Annotated in this window: 15 protein-coding genes; 4 read left to right on the forward strand and 11 right to left on the reverse strand. The window is 29.0% G+C overall.

All coding sequences use genetic code 11. The annotated features are described in order from the left end of the window. Nucleotides 1-159: 159 nt before the first annotated feature. Complete coding sequence (locus tag Q1A46_RS03385) at nt 160-855, forward strand: SIMPL domain-containing protein (RefSeq protein WP_299673955.1); 696 nt, start codon at nt 160-162, stop codon at nt 853-855. A 48-nt stretch (nt 856-903) separates the two neighbouring features. Here the strand turns inward: Q1A46_RS03385 and Q1A46_RS03390 are convergent, their stop codons facing one another. The 4 genes from Q1A46_RS03390 to Q1A46_RS03405 are packed head-to-tail and all read right to left on the reverse strand — an operon-like array spanning nt 904 to nt 5,636. Next, on the reverse strand, nt 904-1,746 hold the full coding sequence (locus Q1A46_RS03390; RefSeq protein ID WP_299673957.1) for a glucosaminidase domain-containing protein: 843 nt from the start codon (nt 1,744-1,746) through the stop codon (nt 904-906). Beyond that, nucleotides 1,747-2,679, reverse strand: coding sequence for a 1-aminocyclopropane-1-carboxylate deaminase/D-cysteine desulfhydrase (locus tag Q1A46_RS03395; RefSeq protein WP_299673959.1), 933 nt, complete (start codon nt 2,677-2,679; stop codon nt 1,747-1,749). A 1-nt stretch (nt 2,680) separates the two neighbouring features. Beyond that, nucleotides 2,681-3,697, reverse strand: coding sequence for a tetratricopeptide repeat protein (locus Q1A46_RS03400; protein WP_299673961.1), 1,017 nt, complete (start codon nt 3,695-3,697; stop codon nt 2,681-2,683). A 22-nt stretch (nt 3,698-3,719) separates the two neighbouring features. Then, on the reverse strand, nt 3,720-5,636 hold the full coding sequence (locus Q1A46_RS03405; RefSeq protein ID WP_299673963.1) for an ABC-F family ATP-binding cassette domain-containing protein: 1,917 nt from the start codon (nt 5,634-5,636) through the stop codon (nt 3,720-3,722). Nucleotides 5,637-5,765: 129 nt separating this feature from the next. On the opposite strand from Q1A46_RS03405, the gene Q1A46_RS03410 reads away from it, so the two are divergent. Then, nucleotides 5,766-6,170 (forward strand): DUF983 domain-containing protein, encoded by a 405-nt coding sequence (locus Q1A46_RS03410; protein ID WP_299673965.1) that lies wholly within the window; start codon nt 5,766-5,768, stop codon nt 6,168-6,170. Here the strand turns inward: Q1A46_RS03410 and Q1A46_RS03415 are convergent. Further along, the gene (locus tag Q1A46_RS03415; RefSeq protein WP_299673967.1) at nt 6,160-7,203 is read right to left on the reverse strand and encodes an FAD-binding oxidoreductase; all 1,044 of its coding nucleotides are present in this window, start codon (nt 7,201-7,203) and stop codon (nt 6,160-6,162) included. The two genes, Q1A46_RS03410 and Q1A46_RS03415, sit on opposite strands and share 11 nt — an antisense overlap. Before the next feature lie 89 nt (nt 7,204-7,292). On the opposite strand from Q1A46_RS03415, the gene Q1A46_RS03420 reads away from it, so the two are divergent. Both Q1A46_RS03420 and Q1A46_RS03425 read left to right on the forward strand, forming a co-directional pair. After that, the gene (locus tag Q1A46_RS03420) at nt 7,293-8,366 is read left to right on the forward strand and encodes a hypothetical protein (RefSeq protein ID WP_299673969.1); all 1,074 of its coding nucleotides are present in this window, start codon (nt 7,293-7,295) and stop codon (nt 8,364-8,366) included. 18 nt (nt 8,367-8,384) lie between these two features. Further along, nucleotides 8,385-10,421: a hypothetical protein gene (locus Q1A46_RS03425; RefSeq protein WP_299673971.1), complete on the forward strand. Its 2,037-nt coding sequence runs from the start codon at nt 8,385-8,387 to the stop codon at nt 10,419-10,421. Between the two features lies 1 nt (nt 10,422). Here Q1A46_RS03425 and Q1A46_RS03430 read toward each other — a convergent pair whose 3' ends face one another. The 6 genes from Q1A46_RS03430 to gldK form a co-directional block, all read right to left on the reverse strand. Then, complete coding sequence (locus Q1A46_RS03430; RefSeq protein WP_299673972.1) at nt 10,423-12,915, reverse strand: Hsp70 family protein; 2,493 nt, start codon at nt 12,913-12,915, stop codon at nt 10,423-10,425. Nucleotides 12,916-12,923: 8 nt separating this feature from the next. Then, the gene (locus Q1A46_RS03435; protein ID WP_299673975.1) at nt 12,924-13,217 is read right to left on the reverse strand and encodes a hypothetical protein; all 294 of its coding nucleotides are present in this window, start codon (nt 13,215-13,217) and stop codon (nt 12,924-12,926) included. 102 nt (nt 13,218-13,319) lie between these two features. Then, a complete protein-coding gene (gene gldN / locus Q1A46_RS03440) occupies nt 13,320-14,198 on the reverse strand; it encodes a gliding motility protein GldN (protein ID WP_299673977.1) in 879 nt (292 codons plus the stop codon). 19 nt (nt 14,199-14,217) lie between these two features. After that, nucleotides 14,218-15,750: a gliding motility protein GldM gene (gene gldM / locus Q1A46_RS03445; RefSeq protein ID WP_299673978.1), complete on the reverse strand. Its 1,533-nt coding sequence runs from the start codon at nt 15,748-15,750 to the stop codon at nt 14,218-14,220. A 33-nt stretch (nt 15,751-15,783) separates the two neighbouring features. Further along, nucleotides 15,784-16,440: a gliding motility protein GldL gene (gene gldL, locus Q1A46_RS03450; protein ID WP_299673980.1), complete on the reverse strand. Its 657-nt coding sequence runs from the start codon at nt 16,438-16,440 to the stop codon at nt 15,784-15,786. A gap of 46 nt (nt 16,441-16,486) precedes the next feature. Further along, complete coding sequence (gene gldK, locus Q1A46_RS03455) at nt 16,487-17,860, reverse strand: gliding motility lipoprotein GldK (protein ID WP_299673982.1); 1,374 nt, start codon at nt 17,858-17,860, stop codon at nt 16,487-16,489. Between the last annotated feature and the right edge of the window lie 69 nt (nt 17,861-17,929).

Raw genomic sequence — 17,929 nt, forward strand, 5'->3', positions numbered from 1 at the left:
AAAAAAATCAGGTAAGTTGCATTTTATACTTAAAACAACCTAAAAAGTAAGCTTTACTCAGTTTATAAAACCATTCACTAAACAAAAACGACATTTTACTCATATTCATTTTTTTTCGAAAAATGTTGCTTCTAATTTTGGCTACAGAATTAATGAGTTATGAAAAGAATATTATTTATTGTCTCAATTTTAGTTTCATCTATTAGTTTTTCTCAATCCAATAATGAAGTTAAACCTTTTATTGAAGTTACTGGAGTTGCTGAAAAAGAAGTAATTCCTAATGAAATTTATTTAGATGTACCAGTTGAAGAACGCATTGAGAAAGGAAAGAAAATTACTATTCAAGAAATTGAAACTGAATTAAAAAAAGGATTACAATCTTGTGGAATTCCAGAGGAAAATTTATCGATTTCCAATTTAAACTCAAAACTTGTAAAAACAGGATGGTGGAATAAAGAAATATTGGCTACTGCTGATTACGAGTTAAAAATTAATGACGCTAGTATACTAAAAGATCTTTTTGAAATATTCGATCGTTTAAAAATAAAAAACGCAAGAATAACTAAAGCTTCTCATGATAAAATTGAAAAGATTAGAAAAGAAGTTCGTATTTCGGCTATAAAAGCTGCTAAAGATAAAGCCGATTATTTATTAAATGCTATTGGTGAAAACACTGGGAAATCTTTAATTGTAAGAGATGTAGGAAATCAACAAATTAATAATTTTTCATTTGCGAATGTTGCATACAAACAAAACAAGCTAATATCTAGAGATGTAAAAATGAAACAAGGAAATATTCAATTTCAAAATATTAAGATTTCATCTAGCATATATGTGAAATTTGAAATCAAATAAATGAGGGGAAAAAGTGACGTATAAAGAGTAACAAATGTTACTCTTTTTTTATTTCTTTAAAATTAATTCTTGTCCAATACTTAATGTGTTTCCTTTTAAGCCATTTAATTCTTTTAAAGACTTTACAGATGTTTTAAACTTTCTAGCAATAGAATATAAAGTATCTCCTTTTATCACTTTATAAAAAAATCGAGTATTGGTATCATCTTGAACGACTACAGTCGTATCTACTTTCTTTGTAACAGGTTTAGTAGGTTTGTACTTTTCTCTATCATATTTTGTTAGATCGTACTTTTTAATTAATGCAATCAATTTCTGAGGATACTTTTTATCCGTTGCATAACCAGCTCTTTTCAATCCATATGCCCATCCTTTATAATCTGTGGTTCTTAATCTGAATAATTTTGCATAGCGTTTTCTTGATGTTAAAAATTTAGAATGATCTTCATAAGATCTTTCTGGATGTACATATTTTCTAAAACATTCTGCTATTCTATCATCATCGTGAGTTACACTTTTTCCTTTCCATCCTCGGTGACATTTAATTCCAAAGTGATTATTTGAACGTATTGCTAAGTTACTTCTTCCACTTCCAGATTCTAAAATCCCTTGAGCTAAAGTAATACTTGCTGGAATTTTATATTTATGCATTTCTCTTACAGCAATAGGTGCAAATTTTTCTACATAATCTTGAGTTGTTTTAACTATGCTCTCGTAAGATTTTTTCTTTTTCTTTTTAGGTTTAACAGTAGGAATATCTGCTTTAGATTCAATTTCATGATCATCTACTACAACTGGTTTTTGTGGTGTTCTATTAACTATTTGTTTTTTAGATCCACAACTTGACAATACTAATATTGTTATACACAGTAAAAAAAATCTCAACTTCATTTACACCTTTATTAAATCTATATTTTTCTTTTGTAGTTTCTTATTAAATCCATCAATTCCTTGTAAACCTCCTGTATGAATTGCTAAAATTCTACTTCCTTTTTCAAACTTTTTATTCAAAATCATATTTACAATTCCGTAGAGCATTTTTCCTGTATAAATAGGATCTAGAAGAATTCCAGTTTCTGAATTGAATTTATTAATAAAATTTATTAATTCTTTATTGAATTTACCATATCCTCCAAAATGATAATCAGTATTTAAACTCCAACGGTTACTTTCTGTAAACTTAACAATTTCGTTTTTTAAAAAATCACCTTTTAAAGCCGGGAATCCTATTATCTTTTGATTTTCGTTTGCTGCATTTATCAAACCTGCAATTGTTCCTCCTGTACCAACAGCTGTACAAATATAGTCGAATTTTTGATCTTCAGTTGACAATATTTCTTCACAACCTTTCACTGCCATACTGTTAGTTCCTCCTTCAGGAACTAAATAAAAATCACCATACTTTTCTTTTAAGTTATCTATAAAACTTGCATCGTTTTTATTTCTGTAAGCTTCTCTAGTAATAAACTCGAATTGCATTCCGTTAGTATAAGCTACATGTAAGGTTTTATTCTCTTTTAATACTTTATTGAGATTGTCAGCTAACTCTTGCCCCCTAATAATCCCTATAGTTTTAATATTACTTAAATTACCTCCAACTGCTGTAGCTACAATATGATTAGAATAAGCGCCTCCAAAAGTTACAATAGTTTTCTTTTGCAAACGCTTAGCTTCTAAAATGTTATATTTCAATTTTCTGAATTTATTTCCTGACACATACTTATGGATTTTATCTTCTCTTTTCATCCATAATTCAACCCCTGTATTTTTTAATTCTTCAAGAAATACTTGTTGATTTTCAGTTATAAATTCTTTGTCGAACATATTATTCAAACTCTTTTTCTAGCCAGTCGATAAATGATTTCATTTTATCTTCGTTATTATCTAACCAAATTTTAGATTTTGTATCTAATTGAGTAATAAACTTACAATAAGTTTCTATATGCTCACTATTACCAATCTTACTAAACATTGGAACATAAAAATTCCACCAAACACTTTCTTTATTCTCTTTGTTGGCAAACTCACCTAACATTTTAAATAAACTTTCGGTATTTTCTACAAATAACTCGCTTTCACTTTTACTTTTGTTTTCTTCTAAATTTTTAGAAGCTTCCATCATAGAAATCATTAACTCAATAGCACTAAATTCTGAATCTGAATTCGGATTTAAGTTAATTGTTACATCTTTTCCGTTATCGCTTTTTTTAACACCACTTTTTAAATTTTCTTTTAAAATATCGTAAATCTCACCAGCTCTTATTGTTTCTGGTTCAACTAATAAAAAATAATAACTAGCTAATAACGTAGGAATTCTTTTTTGATTGAAGTGGTTAATTTTTGCTAAATAAAAATGGCTTGAACCATGAAAAGGGTTATTCTGCACAGCTTCTTTAAAATGTACTTCTGCCTTATCAGTTTCATTCATTTTTAAATGATTAATAGCTAAATTGAAATGTAATAAATAATGATCTCCTAGTTTTTCAATTGCTTCTTCAAAAACCTTTATCGATTTTTTACTTTTACCCATCATATCTAAAGCATTTCCTTTATTAATGTAAGCTGGTAAAAGATGTTTCTTTCCTTTCTTTAAAATTTTATTACAATACTTTACAGTGTTTTTATAATCTTTTAAACTAAAATATGAAAGTGAAATCTCATAAAGCGCTAATTCAGATTTGGGTTGAAGTTCCAATGCTTTTTCATAAAACTCAATAGCTTCTTTATATTTACCTTTGTCGTGATTCGCTATTCCGACTTCCATTAATTTTTTAAAATTATCTCCTTCCTGTGCACTAACAGCAAATGTGCATAACAATAAAATTAAAATGATCTTTCTCATAGTTCTATTTATTTAATTTAGTTTAAAAATCAGATATCTTCTCTTCAACTTCTTCCCATTCTATCATTAAATCATCTAGTTTATTTTTCTTTGCTTTATATTCTTCAAAGAAATTTGGCCTTGCAGAAACTTCATCATAATTCTGAGCTAACTCTAAATCTATTGCTTCAATTTCAGCTTCTAAATCAGCTATTAAATTTTCTACTTTAGAAGATCTATTTTTCAGCTTTCTTAGCTCTTTCTCTTCTTCTTTTGATAATTTATATGCTTCTTTTTTACTTGTTGATTTTTCTTCTTTTACAACTGTTTTCTTTTCGGCTTCACGTAAGCTTTCCATTTTATGTTGTTCTAAGAAATAATCAATTCCTCCTAGATATTTTTTAATTTCTTTATCCTTGAAACCATAAACGTTCGTTGCTAAACCTTGAAGAAAATCACGATCGTGCGATACTAAAATTAAAGTTCCTTTAAAGTTTTTCAATGCTTTCTTAAGAACGTTTTTAGAAGCAATATCTAAGTGGTTTGTTGGCTCATCCATTATTAAAACATTAAATGGCGTCATTAACAACCTACATAATGCTAATCGGTTTCTTTCTCCTCCAGATAATACTTTTGCTTTTTTATCTACTGCTTCTCCTCCGAATAGAAAAGCTCCTAGCATGTCTCTAACTTTTATTCTATTGGTATCGTTAGCTGCTTCTTCAACAATTTCTAAAACTGTTTTTTCTGGAGGTAAATATTCAGATTGATTCTGAGCAAAATATCCAACTTCAACATTATGACCTAATTTTAAACTTCCTTCAAAAGGAATTTCACCTACAATCATTTTTGCTAAAGTAGATTTCCCTTGTCCATTTTGCCCTACAAAAGCAACTTTAGCATTTCTTTCAATCATTAAATTCACATCAGAAAGTACATGCTTGTCGCCATAACTTTTACTAACATCTTCAGCTTCTACAACAATTTTACCTGGCTCTTTAGAAACTTCAAAACGAACATTCATCACTGCATTTTCATCTTGATCAACTTCTATACGCTCAACTTTATCTAATTTTTTTATCAAAGATTGCGCCATAGATGCTTTACTAGCTTTTGCTCTAAATTTTTCTATGAGCTGCTCTGTTCTCTTAATTTCTTTCTCTTGATTTTTCTGAGCTTGTAATTGTTTTTCTTTAATATCTGCTCTTTGTTCTAAATATTTAGAATATGCTTTCTTGTAATCGTAAATCTGTCCTAATGAAATTTCAATAGTTCTGTTTGTAACATTATCTAAAAACATTTTATCGTGAGATACAGTTACTATTACTCCTGCATAGCTTTTTAAGAAATCCTCTAACCAAATGATCGATTCTATATCTAGGTGGTTTGTTGGCTCATCTAACAATAAAATATCGTTATTCTGTAATAAAAGTTTAGCTAATTCAATACGCATTCTCCAACCTCCAGAAAAGGTATCTGTGAGTTTATCGAAATCTTCTCTTTGAAATCCTAAACCTTGAAGAATTTTTTCTGTGTCTCCTTGATAATTGTAACCTCCAATAAGTTCGTAACGTTCGGTAAGCTCGTTTAAATCGATAATTAGCTGGTTATAACTTTCACTTTCGTAATCTGTACGTTCTGCTAATTGCTGATTAATTCCTTCTAATTTACCTTCTATTTCTTTGATTTCTTCAAAAGCTTGATATGCTTCTTCTAAAATCGTTCTTCCTTGAACAAAATCGATATCCTGACGTAAAAAACCAATACTTATATCTTTATCAAAAGCTAATGTACCGCCGCTACTTTCTATATCTTTTGCTAATACTTTTAATAAAGTAGATTTTCCTGCTCCATTTTTACCGATAAGTCCTACTCGATCTCCTTTTATTAATTTAAAAGTAATACCAGAGAACAAATCTGTTCCCATAAAAGAGACGGTTAAATTATGTACGTTTAACATTTATATTAGTGATTATAATTTCAGAATAGACATATTTTATTCGAATGTCTATTAAGTCCTATTTATTTTTCGGAAATTTGTACAAACTTACAAAACTGTACTCGTACAGCATCTCAAAATTACTACAATATGCTAGGTAGAGGATCTAAATTAAATAGCATTTTAAATAATAAATGTCCAAGATGCCAAAAAGGTGACTTTTTTAAACACAAAGCATCGTTTAATATTAATAAAGTAACTACAATTCACGACAATTGCTCGCACTGTAATTTAAAATACATGATGGAACCATCTTTCTTTTTTGGTGCTATGTATGTAAATTATGCTTTAGCTGTAGCTTTATTCGTTGCTATTTTTATTATTTCGAAAGTGTTTTTACAACAAACTATTTTAACAAGCTTTATCGCTGTGGTTGTAATTTCATTTCTATTAACTCCATTAACTTTAAGATTATCTCGAATTATTTGGATTAATTTGTTTGTGCATTACAATAAAGAATACGCAGATAAAGCAATAAAAGAAACTAATTCGTAAATCTTTTTATATCAATTTCTGGATCTAACTGCTCACCATTTTCTAAATGGTGAAATAGATTCTTAGCGACTGTTGGAGCAATCATTACACCTCTTGTTCCTAAACCATTTAAAACAGCCAAATTTTGATACTTTTCGTTCACTCCGACTAAAGGTCTACGATCTTTAACTGTAGGACGAATTCCTGCTGTTTGATCTATAATTTCATACGGAACTGAAATTGTTTTTTCTAATTTGTCTACTAATTCTTGTTTTCCTTCTTCTGTAGGATTTAAGGTTTTATCAGTCCAATTAAAGGTTGCCCCAACTTTATAAATATCATTTCCTAAAGGCAATACAAAAACAGAAGATTTTAAAAGAAAATCTATATTTAATTCTGGAGCATGAATGGTTATAATTTCTCCTTTTGTTCCATTTAGAGGTAAATGATTGAAATAAGGATTCTTTTTTAATCCAAAACCTTCACAAAAAACAACTTTAGAAGCTTCTATTTCATGGTAGGAAACTTTTTCATTTTCAACATTTAAATCATCATAATGAAAAGAAACAGTTTGTAATTTATTTTCTTCTTTTAAATAAGTTCTGTACTTCGTAATTAAATCTTTGGTTGCTATTCTTCCTGTTCCTAATAATTCTCCAAAACCAAAATCTCCAATTACTCCTTTAATTTTAGTTTTAGATATTTCTGGATTCATATATCGAGCTAACATTGGTTTATCTGAAGCAATAAACCAATTATTTTCATCTCCTACAGAATTAAATACTTTTTTGGTTGAAAATCTAGTATCGAACTCTTCACCTAATTTTTCTGAAACTTTTTCATAAAAAGGTAGTGCTAATTCTAATTGTTGATGTCCGTTCCAAACAGGTGTAAAACGTTTTAAAATAACAGGATTGTATGTACCACTTGCCACACTTGAAGAATTTTGAGAATTATCTTCAAAAACAACAAAGCTTTTATTTGCCTGAACTAATTCTTCGCAAAAAGCTAAACCTGCTAATCCTAAACCAACAACGATATAATCAACTTTCATAAAGTAAAAGTATAAAGATTGATTTTTACTACAGTATAAAAATGAAATTTCTTTATTTTTGATAGTAAATAAAAAAATTGCCTTTTTCTATGTATATCTCTCCAATTGACATTTTGGATATCTCTTTAGAGGATTTAGAACAAATTGATAAGAAGAATATTATTCGTTTGGAGAAACGTTTAAAAGTATTAAGACTTCAAAATCAAGATAACAGCTATAATATAGATAATGTTACTTTATTATTAAATCAACTTAAAAATGAAAAAGATAGAAATTTTATTACTTTCATAGAAAAGCATCCGTTATTTAAAACGTTCATTACTTCTGGTAAAGCAGATAATATAGATACTTTTAAATTTCAAGAAGAATACAGTAATAAACTCCAAGATTTCTCTGATTTTCTACATCCATATTTAAAAACTTATTTTATACCTCTTTTAAAGAAAAAATACAGAAATAAGTCTTTTGAAATAATTACTACAGCGTTAAAAAACAATAATCTTTTTAATGATGAAATATTATTAGAAAGTCATCAATTCATAGAACAACAAACAAAAATATTAACAGAAAAAATTTCTGTTTGTCCTCCTAGGAAACTCTTTGAAAAACATCCTGAAGTAACTTATGAATCTTATATCGATCTTTTAAATACTATTCCTCCTGGAATTATTGAGGAAGTAAAACTAGAATACGCTCAAGAACTTGTTGATTATTTTAGAAAATCAAATATTTTCAACAGTGAATATCCCAAGATTAAAAATGCATATAAATTATTGGCTAAAATTGATGTTAGTTCTCCTTTAAAAGGTGAAGTTTTAGAAAACTATTCTGAATTAGGTAAAGGACGTTTTTATGTTTTTCTTGTTATGCCTGAGGAAATTTTTCACAACAAAAAAGATAAAACTTTATTTAAAGTATTATTTTTCATTTCTAGAATTACACTGACCATATTATCATTTTTAGTATATCTTATTATTCAAATAGTTATATTAATTCCTTTAGCTATTTTATCTTTCTCATTATTAAGCATTGGGCTTGTATTTGCAACTGATGAAAAAGACAGAAATGAAGCTAAGGTACACCTTAAAGAATTTATTAAAGATTTTAAAGATAACTACTCGTCAGTAAGTTCTTTTTTCAAAAAAAATAAATCTTTTCACTAATAAAACTTAACTTTTTCTATGTATATCTCTCCAATTGACATTTTAGATATCTCTTTAGAGGACTTAGAACAAATTGATAAGAAGAATATTATTCGTTTAGAGAAACGCTTAAAAGTATTAAAACTTCAAAATCAGGATGAGTTTTACAACCTTGATGAAATGCATTTACTTTTAGAACAATTGAAAGATTCTGAAAAACGTAAGTCGATTATTTTTATTGAAAAGCATCCTAAACTTAAAGAGTTTATTAGCTCTGGGAATGATGATGGACCAAGCACTTTCTTTTTCGAAGAAGAATTCATAGAAAAGTTATCTGAATATTCTGATTTTCTAGCTCCTTATTTGGATACCTATTTTTTTCCTCTTTTAAAAAGAGATTATCAAGCTAAAAAATATGATACTATTATTGAAGCTTTAAATCATGAAGAAATTTTTAGTAGTGATCTTTTATTACGCTGCTACAAATATTTAGAGCAACAAACCATTATTTTAATAGAGACAATTAAAATTACAAAAGCTAAAACACTCTATGAAAAATGTCCGCAAGTAACTTATGATACTCATACCGATTTATTAAACTTATTACCCTATGGAATTTCAGATGATCTTAAGTTAGATTATGTAAATGCTTTGGTTGATTATTATAATAAATCTAGAATCAACAATAAAGAATATAATAAGATTAAAAAAGCATATCGTTTATTTGCCAAACTTTCTACAAGTGATTCTTTTGTTGAAGATCAATTTAAAGATTTAGCTTCTTTAGGATATCAAGATAATGGACTTCAAGGCAGTGGTAGTAATAACTTTGAAGCGTTTCGAATTTTTGCTTTTTTAATTGCAGTATTTATCGGAATTGCCAGATTTGCGAATAACAACAGTAGTTCCTCTAATTATAATTTTGATCCTTCAATAGTTTATGAGAGATCTAGTAGAACTATTGATAATCTTACACGTATTTATAAAAAAACACAGAAAGATTTTATCTGGAATTTATATTTCCGAGCGAAAGATTCTTCTTTAAAAGCTTCTAAAAACTTTAGAAAAGTAAATTTAAAAACAGGTGATAGAGGTTTTAAAAATAAATTTGATTTTTATTATGATCATACTTTAAGTGTGAGAAATGAGCTAAAAAAATTAAACCCAAAAGATTCAATCGCTATTATAAATAAAAGTGACAAATCTTTAGTGTTGTTCACTAAATATAATGAAGAGAAATTGATGAGTACTGTTTTTGTGAATAGTAAAGATTCTTTGAAAATTGCATATGAAACTTACCTTAAATTAATTTACTATTTAGGTAAGGACTTTTCTAAGATAGAAATCAGTGGTACAGACGAAGATCTTTTTTCAAAAATAAATCCTAAAGACACTGAACAACTTTTAAAAATTAATAAAATTTATGGTAGGAAGGATAGTACTAGTCATATTGAAATAACAAATGATGCTATTTTATATCATAAATTAGAAGTAGAAACAACTGCAAATCCAGATTATATAGATAAGAGAAAATACAATACTTCTTTTTCAGAAATAATAGAAACTAGTGAAAAAGAAGTTTCCTATGATGATTACAAAAGAACTCCAGTAAAATGGAACAAACCAAAGAATGCATTTTTTAATCGTTTAATTAAAAATAGCACTCAAGATAAAACACAGACAATTAAAGATACATTTAAAACTGGACAAAACCTTTACCCTGACCTTTTCAGAAATTACTCACATGTAGATGTGAGTGGATATCCTGTTTCTATAAAAAATCACACAAACAAGCATTTAATAATTTTCAACAGAAATTTATATTCATGGAGAGATTTTACAGCTTATGTAAAACCTCATGAAGAATTAAAAGTTTTTTTATATGATACCGGAGATTCATTGTATTTCTACAAAGGAAAACACTTTTATAACAATAAAGGTATACCTACTTTAAAATGTGATAAAAAGGAAATTAATTTTTTCAGCAACCCTCTTATTATTCAAAAAGTTAAAGGAGAAAATCCTTTTATAGAAATTAATGAAAATGGTATAGAAATAATTGGCCTACGATACTAAATTATTGTAGACCAGTTTTATTTTTATTATCCATTTGTTGTTTCTTATCTCTCATTTCAGGCGGTAATAAGTTATATAAATTAATCACAATAAACTTTAGAGCTTTATAATCTTGTTTTTCCATGGCTTTGTCGCCTTCTTTAAACAATTTTTCAGCTTTTTTGGTATTTGTAAAAACTTCTGGATTAAATTTATAATTCATAAAAGCATAAACGTAGTTTTCATCTTTAGCGTTAAAAATTACATTCTGCAAAGTTTCTAATTCCTTTATCTTTGATTTTAAAAGATATTTATTCCCTGAATTAAGAAACTTTTTCTCGTCTTTAATGATAGTATTTAGTCGATCTGTAAACTGAGGTAATTCATCTGTTTCTATATCATACTTAATATCATCTACAATTCTCTTATAATTACTTATCTCTTCATCTAAAATAACATGTCGTGTTAACAAATCATATTGATTGATCAGTTCTCTTTTTTTATTATTGATACTAAACTTTTTATCTGTAGTATCATTATCTGATAATAAAGTTAACTCAATTTGTAATTCAATTAAATTATCACGAATCGATTTAAATTTAGCTAACAACTCATAATCGTCTCCGTGATTTTGTAGCTCTTTATCTAAATTTTCTATTACTAAATATAAATCCTTATCAATTTTAGCTCTACTTATATAACGCTCTGTAGGTGTAAATGTATTTTTGAATTCTTGTTCTGTTAATGATAAAAAGACATTCACATGAATATCTCTAGATTCAGACATTTTAATTTCTATTTCTATATCTGTTCCTTTAATTAAATCTTCGGTTAAATCTTTACCAGAAACTTCTATAAAACCAATTGTTAATCCTGAACTTGGCAGCCCATTATCATCACCTTCTACAATGTTTATTTGCAATAAATCATCACTTCCCTTTACAATTGTTTTAGAAGCTGTTTTGTAGATTACTTTCTTTAAAGGAAGAATACTATTTTTAGTAAAAATAGCCTCTAATCTAGTTTCTCCAAATTCTATATCATCAATTTCTAAGCAGATCGCTTGAGGTAATAACTGTCCTTTTACATTATATTTTCCTTGAGAAATTTTAATATCACGAGTACTAAAAATCTCGGTTTGATTTTCATCAAATATTCTAAGTTCAAAACTATTTACTGTGCCTTTTAATAAATCTACATAACAGAATATATCTTTATCAAAAGCTATAATTCCTGTATCGAAACCTCCGTCTAATCGTGTAATTCGATAATAACCTGAAGCTTTTAAAACATTCTTTACATTAATAAGTTCTTCATCGTCATTAGAACTTTTTTCATAGAAAATTTGAAATTGATCTACTATATTTTGATCTACTTTATTATCTATAATTTCTTTTTCTTCTGAGCTAGTTATTGTTTTAGGTTTAGAACCAGCATAAAATGCAGCCCCAATTCCTACAGCAGCTGTTGGATCTACATTTGTATCTACAGTAATTTGTGTTTCTGTTCTTACTTTCTCTCTAACATATGGTATTAGTGTTGTTCCACCAACCATGATAATTCGCTCAATATCTGAACTATATAAATTATTATTAGTTAAAACCTGTTTAGAAAAAGCTATTGTTCTATTTAATAATGGACTGATTAAAGCATTAAATTGATTTCTTGAAATTTCTACAGTTTCATAAATATCTTTTTCAGGATAATCTATTTCTATCTCTACATTTTCAAAAATTGTAAGTTCTTTCTTAGCTTCTTCTGCTTTAAATAACAATTCATAATATAACTTTTGATATGCATTCCCAGTTTCTTTAAATTGTTGCCAAAGATTTTCTTCGTTTATTTCTTTCTCGAGGAAAGGGACAATAATTTTTTCAATAATTAAATTATCGATATCTAAACCTCCTAAGAAATTATCTCCTTCATTATCTATAACATTAATCTCTCTGTCATCGATCTCAATTAAAGCAACATCAAAAGTTCCTCCTCCAAAATCGTAGATTAACCATTTTTTCTTTTCTTCAATATTTAATTTACCTTGATTAGCAAATGCTAAACTGGCTGCAATAGGTTCTTGTAAAAGATACACTTTGTTAAAACCTGCTTTTTCTCCAGCAATTTTAGTAGCATTAGACTGAATTGTATCAAAAGAAGATGGAATAGTAATTACAATTTCATCTACAGTTTCTCCTGTATGAATAAAATTCTTCAGTTCTTGTAATACTAATGTTGATAATTCAACAGGTGTTACCTTCTTATTCAAATTAGGTACAAAATAAGACTCTGAAGTTCCCATTTTTCTTTTAAAGCAAGTAAATACATTCATAGCATCGCGTTCTAATAAGTCTCTTGCTTTGTCTCCAACAATAATTTTATTTTTTCTGTATGCTACTGCAGAAGATAATGTTTGTTTTAATCCTAACGGATTTTTAAACACTTCTAACGTTCCGTTTTCATATTTAGATATCAAACTATTTGTAGTTCCTAAATCTATTCCAAAATTTACTGTTTTCATTACCGTATTTACTCAACTATTACTACTCCTCTTTGCACTAAAGTCATATGTCCGTTTTCTGACTTATAAATAATAGGTTTTAACACCTTTGTTATTTTCATTTTACTATGAAAATCATTCATTAAAGTTGCTTCTATGTCTGTTCTCTCTAATGAATATTTTTCTCCTAAAGGGTTTTTAATTTCAAAACCCAAACTCTCAATTTCGTGATATAAACGTCTGATATTTCTATCGAAAACATGCAATTCATTTTTCTCTGACTTTTGTTCTATATCAAAAATTTGATTTAAAATTTCTTTCATAATAAGAAGTATTGATTCGGGCTTTAGCTTTTTTTATGTAATAATACGAAAAAAAAGCGCCCTGATTACTCAGAGCGCTTTCAAATTATATTTTCAAAAGAATTAATAATTCCACATGTCCATTTCACGGTCACGTATTCCTTCTTTAATTCTATTAGCTTCTAACAACTGAAATAAAGAATTCCCACGGATATAGTCACTAATTTTACGATCTCCGTATAAGTTCTCTTCTTTAACTACGATAGAGTTAAAACGACGAGCATTTAAAAGGTTGTCATAAGAAATTGGGTGTGCTGAATTTTTAGGATTGAATACTTTAGACTCATGTAATACTTCACGAGCATCTGGGAAGAACACCCAAAACAACTCATAAATTTCATCGTCTTGATCTTCAATTTCAGATCCTAAAACTTGTACATCAGGTCCCATAGGTGCTATTGCTAACATTCTATATTTTAACTCTCCTTGACGCTTGTCGAAATACCAAATACCTTTAATCATGTATCCTTTAATATACTCAGATTTAATTACGTAAGTATCTGTATAACCACCTTCCTCTTCACCACCATCTACTTCTCTAACATTGAGTGTTCTCTCATCTATTTCTTTTTGAGAGAATTTAGCTGTAAAATATGAATCATCATATATTTCAGTGATTTTACCCTGCTTAATTCCCTTCATTAAAGTATCATAAAGAGATCTTCTAGAATTTGAAGCTCTAGCAGTATCAATTGGGTAATAGTAAGGTAAGTTGATCTTTTGGTTTAAGTCTATAAATTCCCACACTACTTTAGACCATAATACGTCTCGATCGCTTATGTAACCATATGGTAGCGGTTTATCATCATCAGAATCTATTTGCTCCTGAGTTTTAATACCAATCGCCTCTACTTTTTTAGCATTTAATAGATTGGCCTGTGCAAATGTTACACTGGTTATAGACAATGCTATAATAACCAAATTAAAACGCTTCCAATTCATACTTTCTTTATTTTAATTATTAATTCGCAACCTTAATATTTACGGCTCCTACTCTCTTAACTTTAACACCAGAACCAGCTACCGTTGCTTGAATATCATAAACACTAATAATATCACCTCTTCTAGCTTTATTAACAGCTCTTGAGACTCTACTATCCATTTTTGTTCCAGTAACAGTTACTGTTGGTTGTCCAGGTACTTTTACCTTAAAACTTTTAACATTTAATGTTAAATCAAATAAGAAGTCTGGTAATCCTGCTCCAATTCTAACTTTACCTATACTAGATTTTGGCATAGAAACTGTTCCATATTGACCTCTTATCATACCTAACGCTGGAGGTATGTCTTTTATTCTAAATTTCTTATTAGAACTTACTTTTTTTCCATCTGGTAATGTTCCAGTAACACGAATTGTTACTTCATTTCCTTTACCAGGTCTCATGTTATAACTATCTCCTTTAGCTCTTTTTAAACCTGGTGCAGAAGCTGCAACTTTATTTGAAGGCACACCTGGCATAGAAATCGTCATTGGATTTACTAACCCACGGTATACAGCATTCATTTTATCAGCAGAAATAACAGCTTCGTTTGGTCTTGGAATAACTGAATATCCACCATTAATTGGAATTTCAACTAAAGAGTCATTTTCTTTGAAAGTAAATGTTCCCTTAATTGATCTATCTCCAACAGAACCTGCAGGTCCATCTAAAATAACCTGACCAGCTTTAATTTTATCTTCTGGCCAATCTTTACCATTGATAGTTACTTTCTCTGCAGTTAAATTTGGATCGTTTTTACCTAAAACAATTTTACCTGATAATTTTTCTCCAGGATAGTATGCATTCTTTTCAAAAACTACCATTGCTTCGTAATTCTTTAAAGAAACTGCACTTTCTAATTCACCTTGTAATAATTTAGATAAAGCATCAGATTCAGTTGCTTTAATATCAGCTTGAATTTGAGTTAACTTAGTTAAAGAAGCAACTAAAGGAAAACCTTCATAATGATAATTTAACCAATTTAATTGTTTACCATCCTTATTTTTTACTGGATCTGTACTAAAACGACTAGAAACAACACCCGATAACTCAGTTTCTCCTAAAACTTCTAAAGAAGCTTTTTTGAATTCATCCATTTTAGAAACAAATTCTTTTCCTTCAGGAGTAATTGTTCCACTAACAAAAAATAATTCATCTAAAAACTTAGACTTATCCATTGTTTCATAATCTTTTTTATCTTTAAGATCAGAAGTCATTCTTCCTTTAAGATCTTCTAAATATGAATAAAAAGAATCTGCTTGTGCTTTAAGAGCATCTGTTTTTTCTTTAGCTTCTCCATATTGCTTTTCTTGTTCAGAAGCTTTAAGAGCTAAACTTTCATATGCTTTATTATTTTGTTCAGTTGCTCTAACATTAGCATCTGATAATTTTTCGTTCATCAATCCAAAAGCTGATAATACCTCTTTACTCATATTCATTGCTAACATTGCAATGAAGATAAGATACATAAGGTTAATCATCTTCTGTCTTGGAGATTGTTTTCCGCCTGCCATAATTTAAAATTAGTTTGCTTAGTTAATATTAAATTATTTTGTACTCATAGCAGTTAACATACCACCATATACTCCGTTTAATGAAGATAAGTTAGTTGCTAAAGATTGCATTTGCTCTTGTAAACGTTGGCTATTTTCTACCATTGCTGAGTTTAACTCAGTTTGTCTTGAAGCATTTTCTACTTGAGTTTGGTATAAGCTATTTAAAGAAGCCATTTGAGAAGCTGCCTTAGAAACTTGCTCGTTGTAGTTGTTTGTAGCAGAAATAGATTGAGAAGCTTGTGCTAATGGCTCAACAGCTCCTTGGAATCCTTTGATGCTATCTCCTAATCTAGATACTAACTGAGCATCTAATTTAGCTTCTTTTAAAATGTTATCTAACTTCTGAGATAATAATGACTGAGCTTCTTCTGGAGTAGCTTCTTTTTCTTTCTTTTTTCTACCTGAACCACTACCATCAGCTAATTCTGGGTAAACTTTAGTCCAATCTAATTCGTCTTCTACTGGTTCAAATGCAGATAAAGCGAAAACAACAGCTTCTACAGCCATACCAATTGTTAACATAACTCCACCGGTTAAAGGTCCAATCTTAAAGTGCATAATTTTGAATAATGCTCCTAAGATTACTACCGCAGCTCCTAAACCGTAAGCCATGTTGAACATCTTTTTCGTTGATTTTGATTGTGCCATAATTCTTGATTTTTATTAATTAGGGATATTTATTATGTTTATTTATTTACTGTTTTTTTGTACCAAGGTAATCTTGAACAGTTCTAAAACCAATGTAACTTCTTGCTGTATCTGCATATTCCCAGTCACGAGAACCTACTTCTAAGAAATAAGCTACATCTTTCCAAGAACCACCACGAACAATTTTACGATGATTTTCTCTGTTTTCAACATTTGGGTTCATTGTAGATCCCATATAGTAAGACATTTGGTTGTATGCTGTGTTTGTCCATTCAGAAACATTTCCAGCCATGTTGTATAATCCGAACCCATTAGGGTTGTACGAAATTGCTTCAACAGTATATAAAGCACCATCTGCAGCATAATCTCCACGAACTGGTTTAAAGTTTGCTAAGAAACATCCTCTGTCACTTGTAGTACTTGGACCTCCCCAAGGATATTTAGCAAAGTCTAATCCTCCACGCGCTGCATATTCCCACTCCGCTTCAGTTGGTAATCTGAAAGCAGGAACTAGACCTAAGTTTTTCTTTGATCTTTGGTAAGAATTTTTGTTTTTTGTTCTCCAATGACAGAAAGCTCTAGCTTGGTGCCAGCTAATTCCAACTACTGGGTAGTCTTCAAATGCTTTATGAGCAAAATACTCTTGGTGCATCGGATCATTATATGAATAATTGAAATCTTTAATCCATACCGTAGTATCAGGATAAATATTTAAAGTTTCGTCTTTTAAAAAATCTTTTCTGTTTTTTCCAGTTCTCGCAGCTTCTTCGTTATCAAACCAGAAGTATCTGTAGTTTAACAACTTTGTATTAAATGTACGGATTCCATTTAAAGCTTCATCTTTTTTAAGATAAAGAGAGTCCATTACTTCTACGTAATCCTCGTCTGGATAATCTTCTTTATTCCAAATTAACTCTTCTTCCCAATTTAATGGCTTAATAGAATCTATTCCTTCACCAACCTCATAGTAATTCTCTCTCATATACTTTTGATATGGAGATTCATTAGCTGTATCTTTTGAAGCAAATGCATATAATTGGATACCTTCAGGTCTATTTTTACCATCTGTAAGTTCATCATCACCAGAAGCGAACTCTGCTTGATAAGCTAATTTTGTTCTTACTACAGAATCTCTTACCCAATTAACGAATTGTTTGTATTCACTATTTGTAATTTCAGATTCATCCATATAAAACGGCTGTACTGTAACCGTTCTTGTTGGGGCATTCATAGCTCCTAATGGGTCTTCATCTTGCTTACCCATAGTAAACGAACCACCTTTAATAAAAACCATTCCGTATGGTTTTTCCGCGAACCATTTTCTCTTCGATTTAACACCAGTAAGCTCTCCTCTATCGTTGTTAGATCCACAACTGTAAACAAGTGCTATAATTAGGGTAAACAGTGCTACTTTCTTCATATTTTTCTTATTAAAGAGTTTGTAACTTTTTTATAATTTTATTCAACATTTTCTATCAAGGAACGCAAA

The sequence above is a fragment of the uncultured Tenacibaculum sp. genome (genome assembly GCF_947502995.1).
In the GTDB taxonomy this organism is placed as follows: domain Bacteria; phylum Bacteroidota; class Bacteroidia; order Flavobacteriales; family Flavobacteriaceae; genus Polaribacter.

Bases quoted from the DNA above. Each gene is read 5' to 3' on its own strand.
- Q1A46_RS03385 (WP_299673955.1), top strand. From the start codon at position 160: ATGAAAAGAATATTATTTATTGTCTCAATTTTAGTTTCATCTATTAGT.
- Q1A46_RS03390 (WP_299673957.1), bottom strand. From the start codon at position 1,746: ATGAAGTTGAGATTTTTTTTACTGTGTATAACAATATTAGTATTGTCA.
- Q1A46_RS03395 (WP_299673959.1), bottom strand. From the start codon at position 2,679: ATGTTCGACAAAGAATTTATAACTGAAAATCAACAAGTATTTCTTGAA.
- Q1A46_RS03400 (WP_299673961.1), bottom strand. From the start codon at position 3,697: ATGAGAAAGATCATTTTAATTTTATTGTTATGCACATTTGCTGTTAGT.
- Q1A46_RS03405 (WP_299673963.1), bottom strand. From the start codon at position 5,636: ATGTTAAACGTACATAATTTAACCGTCTCTTTTATGGGAACAGATTTG.
- Q1A46_RS03410 (WP_299673965.1), top strand. From the start codon at position 5,766: ATGCTAGGTAGAGGATCTAAATTAAATAGCATTTTAAATAATAAATGT.
- Q1A46_RS03415 (WP_299673967.1), bottom strand. From the start codon at position 7,203: ATGAAAGTTGATTATATCGTTGTTGGTTTAGGATTAGCAGGTTTAGCT.
- Q1A46_RS03420 (WP_299673969.1), top strand. From the start codon at position 7,293: ATGTATATCTCTCCAATTGACATTTTGGATATCTCTTTAGAGGATTTA.
- Q1A46_RS03425 (WP_299673971.1), top strand. From the start codon at position 8,385: ATGTATATCTCTCCAATTGACATTTTAGATATCTCTTTAGAGGACTTA.
- Q1A46_RS03430 (WP_299673972.1), bottom strand. From the start codon at position 12,915: ATGAAAACAGTAAATTTTGGAATAGATTTAGGAACTACAAATAGTTTG.
- Q1A46_RS03435 (WP_299673975.1), bottom strand. From the start codon at position 13,217: ATGAAAGAAATTTTAAATCAAATTTTTGATATAGAACAAAAGTCAGAG.
- gldN (WP_299673977.1), bottom strand. From the start codon at position 14,198: ATGAATTGGAAGCGTTTTAATTTGGTTATTATAGCATTGTCTATAACC.
- gldM (WP_299673978.1), bottom strand. From the start codon at position 15,750: ATGGCAGGCGGAAAACAATCTCCAAGACAGAAGATGATTAACCTTATG.
- gldL (WP_299673980.1), bottom strand. From the start codon at position 16,440: ATGGCACAATCAAAATCAACGAAAAAGATGTTCAACATGGCTTACGGT.
- gldK (WP_299673982.1), bottom strand. From the start codon at position 17,860: ATGAAGAAAGTAGCACTGTTTACCCTAATTATAGCACTTGTTTACAGT.